The 15,814-nt window shown below is 62.6% G+C and carries 15 protein-coding genes; 12 read left to right on the top strand and 3 right to left on the bottom strand.

What is annotated here, in order from left to right:
• Nucleotides 1–63: 63 nt before the first annotated feature.
• The 8 genes from ABZS45_RS12110 to ABZS45_RS12075 all read left to right on the top strand — a co-directional run bounded on the left by ABZS45_RS12110 (nucleotide 64) and on the right by ABZS45_RS12075 (nucleotide 9,341).
• Nucleotides 64–1,431: a dipeptidase gene (locus tag ABZS45_RS12110; RefSeq protein ID WP_412100046.1), complete on the top strand. Its 1,368-nt coding sequence runs from the start codon at nucleotides 64–66 to the stop codon at nucleotides 1,429–1,431.
• Between the two features lie 229 nt (nucleotides 1,432–1,660).
• Nucleotides 1,661–4,576 carry a Na+/H+ antiporter subunit A gene (locus ABZS45_RS12105; RefSeq protein ID WP_412100045.1) on the top strand — a complete coding sequence of 972 codons (2,916 nt, stop codon included), beginning with the start codon at nucleotides 1,661–1,663 and terminating at the stop codon, nucleotides 4,574–4,576.
• Nucleotides 4,576–5,076, top strand: coding sequence for a Na(+)/H(+) antiporter subunit C (locus tag ABZS45_RS12100; RefSeq protein ID WP_070445823.1), 501 nt, complete (start codon nucleotides 4,576–4,578; stop codon nucleotides 5,074–5,076). Before ABZS45_RS12105 ends, ABZS45_RS12100 begins: the two co-directional genes overlap by 1 nt.
• A complete protein-coding gene (locus ABZS45_RS12095) occupies nucleotides 5,069–6,865 on the top strand; it encodes a Na+/H+ antiporter subunit D (RefSeq protein ID WP_412100043.1) in 1,797 nt (598 codons plus the stop codon). Before ABZS45_RS12100 ends, ABZS45_RS12095 begins: the two co-directional genes overlap by 8 nt.
• Nucleotides 6,862–7,380, top strand: a complete 519-nt coding sequence (locus ABZS45_RS12090) for a Na+/H+ antiporter subunit E (RefSeq protein WP_412100042.1) — start codon at nucleotides 6,862–6,864, stop codon at nucleotides 7,378–7,380. Before ABZS45_RS12095 ends, ABZS45_RS12090 begins: the two co-directional genes overlap by 4 nt.
• On the top strand, nucleotides 7,380–7,652 hold the full coding sequence (locus ABZS45_RS12085) for a monovalent cation/H+ antiporter complex subunit F (protein WP_010188770.1): 273 nt from the start codon (nucleotides 7,380–7,382) through the stop codon (nucleotides 7,650–7,652). The genes ABZS45_RS12090 and ABZS45_RS12085 overlap by 1 nt, the downstream gene beginning before the upstream one ends.
• Nucleotides 7,649–8,029 carry a monovalent cation/H(+) antiporter subunit G gene (locus tag ABZS45_RS12080; RefSeq protein ID WP_412100041.1) on the top strand — a complete coding sequence of 127 codons (381 nt, stop codon included), beginning with the start codon at nucleotides 7,649–7,651 and terminating at the stop codon, nucleotides 8,027–8,029. Before ABZS45_RS12085 ends, ABZS45_RS12080 begins: the two co-directional genes overlap by 4 nt.
• Nucleotides 8,030–8,117: 88 nt before the next feature.
• Nucleotides 8,118–9,341, top strand: a complete 1,224-nt coding sequence (locus tag ABZS45_RS12075; RefSeq protein ID WP_412100039.1) for a glycosyltransferase 87 family protein — start codon at nucleotides 8,118–8,120, stop codon at nucleotides 9,339–9,341.
• 165 nt (nucleotides 9,342–9,506) lie between these two features.
• Here the strand turns inward: ABZS45_RS12075 and ABZS45_RS12070 are convergent, their stop codons facing one another.
• From ABZS45_RS12070 to ABZS45_RS12060, 3 genes are read right to left on the bottom strand one after another with little or no spacing between them, the layout of a single operon-like run.
• A complete protein-coding gene (locus ABZS45_RS12070) occupies nucleotides 9,507–10,643 on the bottom strand; it encodes a glutamate--cysteine ligase (protein WP_412100038.1) in 1,137 nt (378 codons plus the stop codon).
• Between the two features lie 48 nt (nucleotides 10,644–10,691).
• Nucleotides 10,692–11,456 (bottom strand): LytR C-terminal domain-containing protein, encoded by a 765-nt coding sequence (locus ABZS45_RS12065; protein ID WP_412100037.1) that lies wholly within the window; start codon nucleotides 11,454–11,456, stop codon nucleotides 10,692–10,694.
• Between the two features lie 26 nt (nucleotides 11,457–11,482).
• Nucleotides 11,483–11,737 (bottom strand): DUF3263 domain-containing protein, encoded by a 255-nt coding sequence (locus ABZS45_RS12060; RefSeq protein ID WP_101736071.1) that lies wholly within the window; start codon nucleotides 11,735–11,737, stop codon nucleotides 11,483–11,485.
• Between the two features lie 16 nt (nucleotides 11,738–11,753).
• Between ABZS45_RS12060 and ABZS45_RS12055 the strand changes: the two genes are divergently transcribed.
• From ABZS45_RS12055 to ABZS45_RS12040, 4 genes are read left to right on the top strand one after another with little or no spacing between them, the layout of a single operon-like run.
• Nucleotides 11,754–12,368, top strand: a complete 615-nt coding sequence (locus ABZS45_RS12055; protein ID WP_070711593.1) for a peptide deformylase — start codon at nucleotides 11,754–11,756, stop codon at nucleotides 12,366–12,368.
• Nucleotides 12,368–13,366, top strand: a complete 999-nt coding sequence (locus tag ABZS45_RS12050; RefSeq protein WP_412100036.1) for a GNAT family N-acetyltransferase — start codon at nucleotides 12,368–12,370, stop codon at nucleotides 13,364–13,366. The genes ABZS45_RS12055 and ABZS45_RS12050 overlap by 1 nt, the downstream gene beginning before the upstream one ends.
• Before the next feature lie 5 nt (nucleotides 13,367–13,371).
• The gene (locus tag ABZS45_RS12045; protein ID WP_412100035.1) at nucleotides 13,372–14,181 is read left to right on the top strand and encodes an exodeoxyribonuclease III; all 810 of its coding nucleotides are present in this window, start codon (nucleotides 13,372–13,374) and stop codon (nucleotides 14,179–14,181) included.
• Between the two features lie 6 nt (nucleotides 14,182–14,187).
• Nucleotides 14,188–15,651: a phospholipase D-like domain-containing protein gene (locus tag ABZS45_RS12040; protein ID WP_412100034.1), complete on the top strand. Its 1,464-nt coding sequence runs from the start codon at nucleotides 14,188–14,190 to the stop codon at nucleotides 15,649–15,651.
• Nucleotides 15,652–15,814: the final 163 nt, after the last annotated feature.

Genomic DNA, 15,814 nt, shown 5'->3' with positions numbered 1-15,814 from the left:
CCGGAATATATTACTCCCTACTTGTCGATAGACCGATTCGGGGATACGAGTAGGTTGGAGGGCATGACCAAGATTTCTGAGTTTGTCAGCAACGACCGCGATACCATTTTCCAGCAGCTCAAGGAGCTCGTCTCCTTCAATTCCGTCCACAACGAGCCGGGTCTAGAGGAGCAGACCGCGAAGGCAGCGGAGTGGGTTCACGCCGCGCTTGTCGACGTCGGCTTCACCCCCGAAGCCATCACCACCGCTGATGGTTCCACGGCGATCGTCGCCAAGCGCCCCGGCAAGGAGGGCGCGAAGACGGTACTGCTCTACTCACACTATGATGTCGTGCCCGCCGGCAACCCGGAGGCCTGGGACTCCGATCCTTTCACTCTGACTGAGCGCGATGGCCGCTGGTACGGCCGCGGCGCCGCGGACTGCAAGGGCAACGTCGCTATGCACCTAGCGGCCCTGCGCGCACTCGACGCTCACGGTGGGACCGACCTCAACCTCACCGTGCTTATTGAGGGTTCCGAGGAACGCGGCGGCGAGGGCCTGTCCGCACTCATCGAGGAGCGCCCGGAGCTCTTTGCTGCCGACGCCATCCTCATCGCCGATGCCGGCAACGCCAAGGTGGGTGTGCCGACGCTGACGACCTCCCTGCGCGGTGGCTCCCAGATCAACGTCAAGGTCTCCACCCTCCACTCGGCTGTGCACTCCGGCCAGTTCGGCGGCGCGGCTCCCGACGCTGTCAAGGCGCTCATGCGCGCGCTGGATTCCCTGACGGATGAGTATGGCCGCACGACTATCGACGGCGTCGATTGCGAGGGCACCTGGCCGCTGGCCGAGGGACAGGACACCGCCTACAGCGAGGAAAACTTCCGCGCCGACGCGCAGATGCTTGAGGGCACCGAGGTCATGGGCGCGAAGGACCCGGCCGGTGCCACCGCCATCGCGGATATGATTTGGGCCCGCCCGGCGGTTACCGTCACCGGCTTTACCTCCACCCCGGTGGCCGAGGCCGTCAACGCCGTGCCCGCTACCGCTGAGGCCAACATCAACCTGCGCACCCCCGCCACCATGGATCCCCGCGCTACCGCGGAGGCCGTGGCCGAGCACCTGAAGAAGCACGTCCCGTGGGGCGCACACATCGAGGTCACCATCCTGGAGGCCAACCTCGGATTCGAAACCGATCCGGCAAAGCCCGCCGTGGCTCTGCTGGGTGAGTGCCTCGGCGAGGCTTTCGGGGCCGAGACCATCACCCAGGGCATGGGCGGATCCATCCCGCTGACCGTGGAGCTGCAGGAGAAGCACCCGAATGCCGAGATCGCGCTCTTTGGCGTCGAGGAGCCGCAGTGCACCATCCACTCCGCCAATGAGTCGGTCGACCCGAGCGAAATTGAAAAGATCGCCATCGCTGAAGCGCTCTTCCTCCAGCGCTTCGCCTAGGCACCAGACCAACGCCCCGCCACAGGATCCGCCGGGCGTTGGTCTCCCTTCTCCTCAGCTAGGCAGTTGGCGAGGTGGCGGAACGCCAACAGGAGACGCATATATAACTGTATGAAACGAAAATGTGAAAACTGGGATTTCAAACTGTATCGTGAGCACTAGTGAACGCCCGCCAGTGCGGTGGGTTTAGCTCAGTCCCCCGATAAGGAAAGGACGCCACCGCAACCTCGTGCTCACTCTCTTTTGCGCTTTGGTAATCGCCACCATTGCTGCCCCATTCCTCATTTTCTACCTTGGCCGCCGCGCCTTCGGGCTCTTGGCAATCGCCCCTGCGGTCGGCTTCTTCTGGGTACTCCAGCAGCTCACTACTGGCACGCTACGCAACGGCAACCAGCTGGCTTATGACCTCAACTGGATGCCCGCAGCACACCTAAATATCAGCTTCCGCATGGATGCGCTTTCTGCGTTATTCAGCCTCATCATCCTGGGCGTAGGCGCGCTGGTTTTGCTCTATTGCTGGGGCTATTTCGACCACTCCCGGCGCCGCCTCGCCCTCTTCGGTGGCCAGATGGTGGGCTTTGCCACGGCCATGTATGGCTTGGTCATTTCCGATAATTTCCTGCTGCTCTACGTCTTCTGGGAAATCACCTCCCTGCTGTCTTTCCTCTTGGTGAGCTATTACGGCGAGCGCGCCTCGTCACGTCGATCAGCGCAGCAGGCGCTCATGGTGACCGTTCTGGGCGGCCTCGCCATGTTAGTGGGTATCACCCTCCTCGGCCGCCAGACCGGTGCGTGGTCTTTCAGCGGTATCGCCGCCACCGACGACCTCGCCAACACCCCCTACCTCACCGTGGCGATCGTGCTCATTCTCTGCGGTGCGCTCTCCAAGTCCGCCATCGCCCCGGCCCACTTCTGGCTGCCCGGCGCCATGGCCGCGCCGACCCCAGTCTCGGCTTACTTGCACTCCGCAGCGATGGTGAAGGCCGGTATCTACCTCGTCGCGCGCCTTGCTCCCTCGGTGCATGACATTCCTACCTGGCACCTCGTGGTCATCCCCCTGGGCGCCTTCACCATGCTGCTCGGCGGCTGGATGGCGCTCAAGCAGCGTGACCTGAAGCTGGTTTTGGCTTATGGCACCGTCTCACAGCTGGGCTTTATCACCGCCATCATCGCCATCGGATCCCGCGAGGCCATGCAGGCAGGACTGGCGCTGACCTTCGCGCATTCCCTCTTCAAGGCAGCGCTCTTCATGATCGTCGGTGCTATCGACCATTCGACGGGAACGAGGGACATCGACAAGCTTGCGGGCCTGGGCAAGAAGAACCCCTCGCTGTATGTCCTAGCTATCCTCCCCGCGATGTCCATGGCGGGTATTCCACCGCTGCTGGGCTTCGTGTCCAAGGAAGCCACGCTGGAAGCCATCATGGGCGAGGAGCTGCTCGTCGGCATGCCGCGCAACATGCTACTCGTTGCCGTCGTCGTCGGCTCCGCGCTGACGATGGCCTATGCCCTGCGCTTCTTGTGGGGTGCGTTCTCCTCCAAGGGGCAGGAAGAGCCTTCGGAGGCAGTGGCACACATGCACGACATCGGCCCCTTCCTGTGGATCCCGCCGACGGTGCTGACCTTGCTCACCATCTTCTTTGGCCTGCGGCCGCTGCCGCTATCCCACGGCATCACGCAGCACCTGGACAACACTTTTGGGACGGAGCAGGCTTCCGAACTAGCCCTATGGCATGGCTTCACCATCGCGCTGCTGCTTTCCGTGGTCATTGTCGCCGCCGGTTTCCTCCTGCACTGGCAGCGCCAGGCGCTCACGAAGGCCCAGTTCACCTACCCGGCCCTGGGCTCGGCAGATGATTCCTACGACGCCGTGATCAACGCCCTACGCCAGCTCTCCCTGCGCATCACCGCCTCCACCCAGCGCGGTTCGCTGCAGTTCAACCTCACGGTCATTTTCGCCACGCTCATGGTGCTGCCCATCGTCATGCTCATCAACGGTGATATCACCAACGTGCGCATGATCGTGGCTGAGAACCCTTGGCAGGCCATCGCTGCGGTGATCATCATCATCGCCGCTGTCGCAGCCACCGTGCTGGATAACCGCCTCTCGGGCGTCATCCTCGTCGGCGTGACCGGCTACGCCTTGTCTTTCATCTTCGCGCTACAGGGCGCGCCGGACCTGGCGCTGACGCAGCTCCTTGTGGAGACCATCATCATGGTGCTCTTCATGCTGGTACTGCGCCGCATGCCGGCCAATACCGAGTGGAAGCAGGATCCCAAAACCGGTCGCTTGCGCGCCTGGCTGGCAGTCGGCGTGGGCCTGGCCGTCACCGTGATCGGTATGTTTGCTATCAACGCCCGGCGCGAGGAACCCATCTCCCAATACATGCCGGAGTTGGCCAAGGAGATTGGCCACGGCGCCAACACGGTCAACGTCCTGCTCGTGGACCTGCGTGCGTGGGATACCTTTGGCGAGATCACGGTGCTCGTCATTGCCGCAACGGGCATTGCCTCGTTGATTTTCCGCACGCAAAGCTTTGCCCGTGCCTCCCGCCGCCCGACCTTGCAGGTCACCGGGCGCCGCTGGCTGGCTGCAGGCGTGGAATCGGAGAAAGCGCTCAACCGCTCGCTCATGGTGGACGTGAGCACCCGTATTCTTTTCCCCTCGATGATGGTGCTGTCCCTGTACTTCTTCTTCGGCGGCCACAACGCCCCCGGCGGCGGTTTTGCCGGCGGCCTCGTGGCAGCCTTGGCGCTGATTCTGCGCTACCTAGCTGGCGGCCGCGAGGAGCTCGAGGAGGCGCTGCCACTCGACGGCGGCCGCACCATGGCGGTAGGCCTGCTGTTCTCCCTCAGCGCCGTCATCACCCCGATGCTCCTGGGCTATCCGCCGCTGACCTCTGGGTACACGAAGATCGGCGTACCGCTCATCGGTGATGTTTCCTTTCCGTCGGCGCTAATTTTCGATGCCGGTGTCTACCTCATCGTCGTCGGCCTCACGCTCTATGTCTTGTCTTCCTTGGGCGCCAAGCTCGATGAGGAAGAAGAGATGCGTAAGCAGCGCGCCCGCGACCGCGCCCGTTCCCTGTCACGCCGGGCGAAAGAGAAAGAAACCACTGCCATCGCAGAGAAAGGACACGCCTAATGGATGCCAACCTCATGCTCCTGCTCGCTGCGGGCGTGCTCTGCGGCGCCGGAGTGTACTTATTGCTCGACCGCGCCATGACCAAGATGCTGCTCGGCATCTTGCTGCTGGGCAATGGCGCGAACCTCTTCATGCTCATGGCTGGCGGCAAGGCGGGATCACCGCCAATCGACGGCCGGACCTCCTTGCCCTATGGCGAGGACATCGCCGATCCACTGGCCCAGGCGATGATCCTCACGGCCATCGTCATTTCGATGGCACTGACCGGCTTCATCCTCACCTTGGCCTACCGCCAATATCGCTACCGCACCGCGGACGTTATTGAGGATGACACCGAGGATGCCGCCATCGCCGCGATTGCCTCACGTCCGGGCAACGCCTCGGCTGCCCCCGACCATGACGCCTCCAATGACCCGACCACCGGCCGCAACACCAAGGAAGGCGATAAATTTGGCCCCGAATTCTTCGAGGCTCCCGTGAAGGAGGCCACCGATGAGTGAGACCATCTCACCCCTGGTGGATCTGCTGCTGCCCTATATCAGCTACCTGATCCCCCTGCCGATCATCATCCCGGCCTTGGCTGCCGCGCTAGCGATGCTTTGTGCACGCAATGCCAATGCGCAGCGCCGCATCGCTTTCTTCTCCCTGCTCACGCTCGCCACCGTGAATGCCGCTCTGATTTTCATCGCGGATACCACCGGCATTCAAACCCTGCAGGTGGGCGGCTGGGACGCCCCGGTGGGCATCACGCTGGTGGCGGACCGTTTGTCCACGGTCATGCTCTTTACCTCCTCCGTCGTCCTGTTCTCCGTCATGTGGTACGCCATTTCACAGGGCGTGCGCGACGGCACTAAGGACGAGCCGGTGGCGACCTTCCTGCCCACCTACATGCTGCTGACCATGGGCGTGAACGTGTCCTTCCTGGCCGGTGACTTGTTCAACCTCTACGTGGGCTTCGAAATCTTCCTCGTGGCCTCTTATGTGTTGCTCACCCTCGGCGCATCGCCTGCGCGTGTACGGGCGGGAGTGGGCTACGTCATGGTCTCCATGGCCTCCTCGCTCATCTTCGTGCTGGCCTTGGCTTATGTCTACGCCACGGTGGGCACGATGAACATGGCCCAGATTGGCATCCGGATGGAGGATATCCCGGCGGGCACCCGCTCCGCAGTGTTCGCCGTGTTGCTCATTGCCTTTGGCATTAAGGCGGCCGTCTTCCCGTTGGATGCCTGGCTGCCGGACTCCTACCCCACCGCACCGTCCCTCGTCACCGCGGTCTTCGCGGGCCTGCTCACCAAGGTTGGTGTCTACGCCATCATTCGCGCGCGTACCTCCATTTTTAGCGATGGCGGGCTGGATGGCCTGCTCATGTGGGTCGCGCTGGCCACGATGCTCGTGGGTATTTTGGGTGCTATCGCCCAATCGGATATCAAGCGATTGCTGTCCTTCACGCTGGTCAGCCATATCGGCTATATGATCTTCGGCGTTGCCCTCGGAACCGCGCAAGGTTTGTCGGGTGCAATCTTCTACGCCGTGCACCACATTCTGGTCCAGACCGCGCTTTTCTTGGTTGTCGGCCTCATCGAGCGCCAGGCGGGCACGTCCTCGTTGCGGCGCTTGGGCTCGTTGATTTATACCGCGCCCCTCATCGCTATTTTGTACTTCATCCCGGCCATGAACCTGGGTGGCATCCCTCCCTTCTCCGGCTTCCTGGGCAAAATCATGCTGCTCCAAGCCGGCGCGAACGAGGGCTCGTGGATGTCCTGGGTCCTCATCGGCGGCGCGGTGGTCACCTCCCTGCTCACCTTGTATGTCATGGTGCTCGTCTGGGCCAAGGGCTTCCTGCGAGACCGCGGCGACGCCCCCGAGGGCAACCTCGCCATGGTGCGTCCTTCCCCGCTGGGCGAGGTCACCGAGTACGTCGAACTGGAAGAGCGCGACGACGTCGGCCGCGTGCCCTTCGGCATGCTGGCCTCCACGTCCCTACTCGTCATCGCTTCGGTGTCGATGTCCTTCCTGGCGGGCCCCATCTCCGGTGTCACCACCCGCGCGGCCACCTCGGCGCAGGATGATTCCATCTACCGTTATGCCGTGCTGGGTGATTCCGCCGAGGCCCCGACGCGCCACCTAGACCCCGCCGAGCGCTACGAGGAGGGCGCGGATTCCCGCAAGAACCGGAGCGAGCCCATCCCGGATCCGGAGCCGGTGGCGCCGACAACGAGGACGTCGCCAAGCGCCACGCCCGCTCTGCCCACCACCGTGAGCAAGGATGAAAAGGAGGTATCGCGATGAGATTTGCCGGGATTAAGCACCGCTTCCGCCCCTGGTTCATGGTGTGGATCATCGTCATGTGGTGCATGCTCATGGGCGAGGTCACCGTGGCGAACCTGGCAGGCGGGCTGCTTGCCAGCCTGTTCATCGTCTTCGCGCTACCGCTGCCGGCCATGCCCGTGGCGGGAATTTCGGTGAGCTGGGGCAAGCTTTTCATCTTCATGGCGCAGTGGTTTGTGGAGTTGATGGAGGCTTCCATCAAGGTTGGCTGGCTGGCGGTGCGCCCGCAGGAAGTGCCGAAGACCGCGATTGTGAAGTTGCCGATGCGCGTGGAGAACGAGTTCGTTCTCGCACTGGCGGTGAGCTTGTATAACCTGCAACCGGGCGGCACGGTATCCGATATCGATATTGCCAACCGCATGCTCACCATCCATCTGCTGAACGCCGATTCTGAAGCCCACTTGGAGCGGGAGATCGCGGCGGTGTGCAAGCTGGAAGCCGATATGATTGCCATCTTCGAAAGGAGCCACCCCTGATGGATACTGACGTGTATAACATCCTGCTTACCGTGGCCGCGGGCTTCCTTGTGGTGGCCTTCCTCATCACCACGTGGCGCATCGTCATCGGCCCCAACTCGCTCGACCGGCTCATCGCCATGGACGGACTCGTGGCCATGTTCCAATGCGCCCTGGCCACCTATATCTGTTGGACCTTGGACACCACAGTCTCCAACGCGATGCTGGTCGTGGCGCTCCTCGGATTCATTTCGACGGTCTCCGTTACTCGCTTCAGGAAGAGGGATTCATGAGTTACGCACTGATTGCCGATGTCCTCTCCATCATCCTCATCCTCGTCGGCTCGATACTCATTTTGGCGGCCGCGATTGGAGTGGCACGTTTTGGGGACACGATGGCGCGCGTGCATGCCATCGCCAAACCCCAAACCACTGGCCTCATCTTCACCATTCTGGGCGCCATCATCAAGGTGACGGGTTCGGAGAGCTTCAGCGTGGCTGAGCGCGGCGACTTGGGCATCCTGGTGCTGCTTGTCCTTTTCGCCATGATCACCAGCCCGGTGACCGCACAAAGAACCACGCGTATCGCTCGCCGCGAGGGCCTGTACGGCACGCCGGATTCGATGCTGCGCAACGAGGCCCCCGCCGCGCGTTCCATGCGCCGAAAGTAAGGACACGGGCCCCTTCTCCCAGGAAATGAGGGAGCATTAATATAGGCTGCAAAAGGCAATAATAGGTGCTCATTCGAGGAGAGTCGACGTGAAGAAGCTGCAAGGCGTACCAACGATATGCGCTGTCCTCGCACTGGGCATCGCTGTGATGGTGTACAAGTTCAGCCAGTTCGATGGCCCCCACTCCTTCACCTATATCCTCCCCTTCGACCTCTCCATCTACCGCATGGCGGGCGAGGACCTCAACGCGGGCGGCCTGCTGTACGACGCCCCCTATATCTTCCAATTCCCCTTCACCTACCCGCCGTTCGCGGGCCTGCTGTTCAAAGTTTTGCCCTTCTTCAGCAAGGGTGCGCTGACCATTATCTGGCCCTCACTCATGTTCCTAGCGGTGCTGGCGATCGTCGTCATGATTTTCCGCGAGCGGGGCGTGAAGGTGACCCCGGCGGCCGTCCTGGTGGCGGTGCTGCTGACCGCGCTCACCCCGGCAAATGAGGCGATGCACGGGTCGCTGTACTACGGGCAGGTCAACGTCTTCTTGATGCTGCTCGTAGCCTTGGATTTCCTGCCACTCAAGCACCGCCTACCGGGCGTGGGAATTGGACTGGCCGCGGGCATCAAGCTGACCCCGGCCTATATGGGGCTGGCCTTGCTCTTTGAAAAGCGCTGGTGGGCCGCCCTGGGAGCGGTCATCACCTTCTTGGTGACCGTGGTGCTCGGTTTCCTCTTCGTACCCGATGCGATGGATTTCTGGACCGATGCCATGTTCAACTCTTCCCGCGTGGGCGAGCACGCCAACCCTGGCGCGAAGTCGCTGCGCTCGCTTATGTTCCGCGAGCTCGGTATCGATGGTGGCATCTGGTGGCTGCTGGCGGTCATCGTGGTCTTCGCGCTTACCTGCCTGGCGCTGCGCACCGCATACCTACGCGGCAACCGCTCGGCGGCCTTCGCGCTAACGGGCCTGAGCACCTGCTTGGTTTCCCCCTTCTCGTGGTACCACCACTTCGTGTGGACCATCCCCTTCGTGGTCATGGTCTTCGTATCAGTCAACCAGGCTCTGAGCGCGCGCCTGTCCGGGAAGTTCGGCGAGCAGCTCGCCGGCCTTGCCTCCGTGGCGGTCCTATTCGTGGTGTCGCTGCCGTTTATGTCTGTGCCGGTGTGGTTCACCATGTCCACGGCCAACCTCGACGCGATCGAATCCTTCCAGCCGTGGGCGACCTCGCTGTGGACGCTGTCTTGCATCGTATTTATCGCCGTCTACGCCGTGTGGGGCTTCATCGCACCGCGCAAGCGCGTGGCGGAGAAGAGCTAGGGGGCGTTTCGATCAAATAAGGGGGCAAAACCCGCCTGTTTTGGCGCACTATTTGATCGAAACGTCCTCTTGAAGGCGAGACAGCTTCCCACAAGTACTTTTCGATCAATTAAGGCCCTGAAAACCACCAGTTTTCGGGCCTTAATTGATCGTTCGGTACTCGCCCTAAAGCGGCAGGAGCTGCTCCATCTCATCCGCGGTGGCCTTGACCACCTTCTGCCAGCTGCCGGTCTCCTCATACAAGCGGCGCTGGCGCTCATAGCCCGCCCCAGAATCGATGATCTCCTGCACCAGCTGCAGCTCCCGAGCGCAGCCCAGCTCTTCTGAGAGCGGGGCTAGCTCCACCAAGAGATCCGCCAGCTCATCCTTGATCCAGCGCTCATCGGTCTCGCGCGAGGTGATGACCAGCGCGTCCATGCCATAGCGCGCACCGCGCCACTTATTCTCCGCCACGTGCCAAGGCTGGAGCGTTGGCAGCTTTTCGCCCGCATCGATCATGCGGTCATAGTGCACCACCAGACAATGCGTGAGCGCCACGATGGCGGAGAGCTCGCGGAGGTTGGAGGCGGCGTCGGAAATGCGCACTTCCACCGTTCCCCACTTCGAAGCCGGGCGGACATCGAAGTGCATCGAGCCGGTGTGGTTGATAACTCCCGAAATGGCCTGGTCCCGCATATAGGCCTGCCACTGCTCCCAGTTTTCAAACTGGTAGGGCATGCCCGCGGTGGGCAGCTGTTGGTACAGCATCGTGCGGTTCGAGGCGTAACCGGTATCGAGTCCCTCCCACCCCGGCGAGCACGCGGAGATGGCCAGCAGGTGAGGGTACTTCGTCATCAGCGCATTGATGATGGGCCACACGCGCTCCTCGTGGCTAATGCCAACGTGCACGTGCGTGCCCCACAGCAGCATCTGCTGGCCCCAGTACTGGGTGCGGTTGATGATTTCGGAGTAGCTCTCCTTCGCGGAGACGGGGTTCTTCCGGAAGTCCGTGAAGGGGTGCCCGCCCGAGGCCCACAGGCGCACATCCATGGAATTGGCCGCTTCACGCACTGCGCTGAGCGACGTCTGCAAGTCCCCCATCGCCTCCGGCACCGTCCGGCATACCCCGGTCACCAGCTCCACCGTGTTCTGGAGGAACTCCTTTTCCAAGTGGATGTCGGGGTGGGCGGCGTGGACGCGGTCAATGAGCTCCGCACCACGCGGCACGAGGTCCCAGGTCACTGGGTCAACGAGGGCAACTTCCCACTCAACCCCCAGCGTGGGCTCGGGCGAGCGGGCAAAGTTCTCTTCCGGAATGTTCACCCGTTCATCCTATCCACCAACAGGGTGAATTTAATAAGTTTTTATTCCCTAGGCCTGGGGAACGGCGAGGACCACGACGACGGCATCGCCCTTGGTGTAATCCCCGGTCAGCTCGGCCGGGTACGGCGCGATGGCTTCCGCCGGAACATTGCCGCCGTAGTACTGGGCGGCGACTTCCTTGGCCAGGTTCTCGGCGGCGGCATCACCCTGCGGGAAGAAGATGGTGGTCTGCGGTGCGACGAGGACGTCACCGCTGATGTTGCCTACCTCAGCCACCTTGAACTTTTCGGTCTTGAGGCGCTCTGCCTCGTCAGCGGCGTAGTTGGCGCGGCCGGAGTTGTTGAAAACGTTGACGGGGATCTCCGCCTGCGGGCGCTCAGAGTTGCCTACGGCGGCGCCCGCCTCAGCATTCTCTTCGCGGTTCTCCTTGTGCTCCGCGCCGGCCTGGTCGGCGCTCTCCGAGTCGGCGTCGGCATCAGCCGGGCGCTCGTGCTCGGCGGCGTCCTTGTTCTTGTCGGCTTCGCCCTCCGCACCGCCGGTGACAGCATCGCCTTCAACGCCACCGGGGGCGGGACCGGAGACGGCGGCGTCGTTGGCGGGCGCATCCTGCGCGGTGTCCTCGGAACCATCCGAGGTCATGGCGTACAGAGCCCACATGCCGAGCATGACGGCCACGGCGATGAGCACCATGGCAACACCACGCAGCGGGAGCTTGCTAGCGGAGGCCGGGGCGGCGGCAGCCGAATCGGAATCGGCGGCGTGGCGCGCGCGGTCAGCGGACGAGGCAGAGTTTTCCGGATTCACATTAGTCACACTGGCAACTCTAGTATCTATGGGCCTCAGTCCGGTGCATTGTCGTGTGCGGCGCGCCGGACGTCCTCGCGGGCGTCGCGAAGCCGGCGCAAACGCGTCACCAACAGCGGGTAGGAAGCGTGCGCGGCGGGGTTATCAAGGAGCACGTTGAGGCGTTGGTGATAGCGGACCGGAGTAATGTCCAGCTGCGCACGGATGGCCTCCTCCTTGGCGCCGATATCGCGCGGGGCGTGGGCCTCGAACTCCAAAATCGCGGCGTCTAGGTCTGACAGGGAGTGCATGCTTAGACTGTATGCCATGACTATTCGTCCCATCGTTATCCACGGCGACCCGGTCCTTCACAATCCCACCGAGCCGGTCACCGAAGCCATCGACTCCCCCGAGCTGCAGGAGCTCATCGCGGACATGCACGAAACCATGGATGCCGCGCACGGAGTAGGCCTGGCTGCCAACCAGATCGGCGTGAACAAGCGCCTCTTTGTCTACCACTGCCCCGACACCGACGGGCCAGATGGCACCGAGCTTCCCGAAGGCGGCATGCGGCGCGGCTGCGTGATCAACCCGGTGCTGGAGACCTCCGAGATTCCGGAAACCATGCCGGCTGACGACGGCTCCGAAGACGAAGGCTGCCTCTCTGTTCCGGGTGAGGGCTTCCCCACCGGCCGCGCCGACTGGGCGCGTGTGACCGGAAAGAATGAAAAGGGTGAAGACATCTCCATCGAGGGCTACGGTTTCTTCGCGCGCATGCTGCAGCATGAGACTGGCCACCTCGACGGCTTCGTCTACACCGACGTGCTCACCGGCCGCTACAAGCGCCAGGCCAAGAAGGCCATTAAGCGCAACGGCTGGACCGAAGCCGGGCTTACCTGGCTTCCGGGCGAAGACGAAGATCCCTTTGGACACGACGACTAATGTCCCGCATCTTCCGCTCCGATTCCGTCCAGGTGGGCGAGCGCGTGGTGGCCCGGCGCGATTTCGGCGGCGTGCACAGTGATGTGATTGGCCACGTGCTCAGCCTGGAGCCGCTGGTCATCCGCCCGCAGGAGGTCGGTGGCTACCCCTCTTCGCTCGACGCAGTGGAGATTCCGCCGGAGCAGCTCAAGATTATTAAGCGCCTCTCCCCGCGCACCGTCCGCAACTCCGATATCCGCGCCGTCGAGGTAGCCACCGCGGCTGCCTTCCCGGGCAAGGAGCACACGTGGACATCTGATGGCCAGTGGCTCCTGCGCGCAGGTGATGGCGTGACGGGCCGCTCCAATTCGGCGGTGCCGCTGGGCCCGTCTGCGGGTTTCTTGCCGGTGCCTCTCGAAGAGATTGAAGCCTTCTACGCGCGCCACGATCTTCCTGTGCGCTTGGCCATCCCGGAGCGCATCGGCAAGCCTGCCGAGAAGCTCGTGGCGGCGCAGCCCGAAGCCTGGGAGCTCGAACCGGAAATCTTGGTGATGGTCCGAGACCTGGAGGAGCTGCCGGCGCTTTCCGACGTCCACTTCGTCGTCGACAAGCAGCCCGATGCCGAGTGGCTCGACCTTTACCACTTCCGCGGCCAGGCGCTCCCGCCGCTGGCGCTGGAGTACCTGCGCAGCCACATTGAGGGCACGATGGGCTTCGGACGCCTCCTTTCCCCTGCTGGTGAGACCATCGCGATCACGCGCGGCACGCTCACCGAATCCGGGGACGGCACCGTGTGGCTGGGTTACTCCGCCGTGGAGGTGGCCGAAGGCTGGCGCCGCAAGGGCCTGGGCACCGCGCTGGGCGCGCACATGCTGGCCTGGGGCAAGGCACAGGGAGCGGAGAAGGCCTACCTGCAGGTCGTGGCTCATAATACGGCGGGAATTCGCCTCTACGAGAAGCTCGGCTTCCTCGAGCAGCACCGCCACCGTTACGCCCGCCGCCTGCCTCAAGTACCCTAAACCACATGCGCATCGCTACCTGGAACATCAACTCCGTTCGCACCCGCGCGCAGCGCGCGGTGGATCTTCTGGCCAAGCACGACATCGACGTGCTCTGTCTGCAAGAAACCAAGGTGGCGGATGCGAAGTTCCCCCGCGAGCCTTTTGAGGAGGCCGGCTACCACGTCACCTGCCACGGGCTTAACCAGTGGAATGGCGTGGCCATCCTGTCCAAAGACGAGCCGGAAGAGATCCAGACCTTCTTCCCCGGTCAGCCCGGTTTCCACAAGGACCCCGCTAAGGAGCAAGCGCGCGAGGCCCGAGCGGTTTCCGCGCGCATCCGCGGGATTGAGATGTGGTCCCTCTACGTTCCCAACGGGCGCGACATCACGGACCGGCACTTCGACTACAAACTGGACTTCCTCTATTCGTTGGCGCGCTATGCGGAGACCCGCGCGCAGTCGAAGCTCTTGCTCACGGGCGACTTCAACATTGCCCCGCGCGATGAGGACGTCTGGAATATGTCCCTTTTCCGCGGCAAGACGCACGTCACCGAGCCGGAGCGCGCGGCCTTCCAGATGTTGGAGGAAGCCGGGCTGGTGGAAGTCACGCGCCGCTTCACCGAGGCGGAGCGCTGGACCTATTTTGATTACAAGTCCCTGCGTTTCCAGAAGAACGAGGGCATGCGCATCGATTTCCAGCTGGCCAGCGAACCCCTCGCACGCCTCGTCCAAGGAGCGCAGGTGGACATGGTTGAACGCGCCGGCGACAAGACCTCCGACCACGTGCCACTAATCGCGGATTTCGATGTCCCCGATTTCGCGTCAGTGCGCTAGCCTGCCATGAACCTCAACATCGATCTCTCCGTCTGGCAGTTTGTACTGCTGCTTATTGATTACGGCATCAAAATCATCGCCATCGGCGTGGTCCCCGAGGGCCGCCGCCCCTCCAGCTCCACTGCCTGGCTGTTGGCCATTCTTGTGCTGCCCATCGTGGGGCTGCCGTTGTTCTTGCTCATGGGCTCGCCCTATATCAACCGCCGGCGCCACCGCATCCAGCAGGAAGCCAACGCCCTGCTTAACGACGTCACCGCCTCCACCCCCAACCACCCCTCGGGCCGCCTCTCCCCGGAGGTGGAATCCCTCATCCAGCTCAATCGCAACCTCACCGGCCACCCAGCTCTCATTGGCCACAACAAAGGCCTGCACGCCTCCTATGAGGAAGCCATCCTGGCCATGGCTCAGGCCGTCGACCGTGCTGAGAAATACGTGCTCATTGAGATCTACATCCAGTCCTGGGATGAGGTGACCGATGTCTTCTTCCAGTCCCTCGCGCGCGCCCGAAAGCGCGGCGTGGAGGTCAAGCTGCTGCTAGACCAGATCGGCAGTTTGAAGTACAAGGGCTATTTCACCCTGGGCAAGCGCCTCACCGAGATTGACGTCGACTGGCGGCTCATGCTTCCGCTGCAGCTGCACAAAGGCCGCTTCCGCCGCCCGGATTTGCGCAACCACCGCAAGATCGTGGTCATTGACGGCCACACGGGCTTCTTGGGCTCGATGAACATGATCAAGCGTGAGTACAAGACCAAGGACCGCGCATGGATCGACTACATGGTCGAGATGACCGGCCCAGTGGTGACATCCTTGGCCTCGGTGTTCGCGGTGGATTGGTACCTGGAATCGGAGGAGCAGCTGTCCTTGGATATGCAGCCCTATGACGACGCTATGACGGCGGACTCCAACCACCTCCAGTTGGTCCCCTCCGGCCCCGGTTACACCACGGAACCCAACCTGCGCATGTTCATTTCGGTGGTGCACCACGCCAAGGAGAAGCTCATTCTCTGCTCGCCCTACTTCATCCCGGACGAGTCCCTCTTGGAGGCGGTCACCACCGCGTGCTACCGCGACGTCGAGGTAGAGCTGCTCGTCTCAGCGAAGGCAGACCAGTTCATGGTTAACCACGCGCAATCCTCCTACTACCAAGCACTGCTGGAGGCCGGCGTACGGATCTTCCAATTCCCAGAGCCCTTCGTGCTGCACTCCAAGTTCATCCTGGCGGACCCGAACCTTCCGGAGCGCGACGCATTGTGCATGTTTGGTTCCTCCAACATGGACATGCGTTCCTTCGGCCTCAACTATGAATCGACCATGTTGGTGGCCAAGGGCGACCTCATCGAGGATTTCACCCGGTTGGCCAGGAATTACAAGAAGGTCTGCCACGAGCTCACCCTCGAGGAGTGGAACGAGCGCGGCGTGCTGCGCCGCTACGTGGACAACATCATGCGTTTGTCCTCGGCCCTGCAGTAGCAAGCACATGTGGCACCACACCTCGCTGCAGTAGGGCTGCATGGGTCCGCACATGGTTTCAGTCAGAAGTCTCTAGTCAAACGGTTCCAGTCAAACGGTTCCTCTGGGGGCAAACAAACCTTCTGCGAGGCGGTAGATGGTTCGTTTGGGGGGCAAACAAACC

This window comes from Corynebacterium aurimucosum, assembly GCF_046895345.1.
GTDB lineage: Bacteria > Actinomycetota > Actinomycetes > Mycobacteriales > Mycobacteriaceae > Corynebacterium > Corynebacterium aurimucosum_G.
This window is presented reverse-complemented; position numbering and strand designations above follow the sequence as displayed.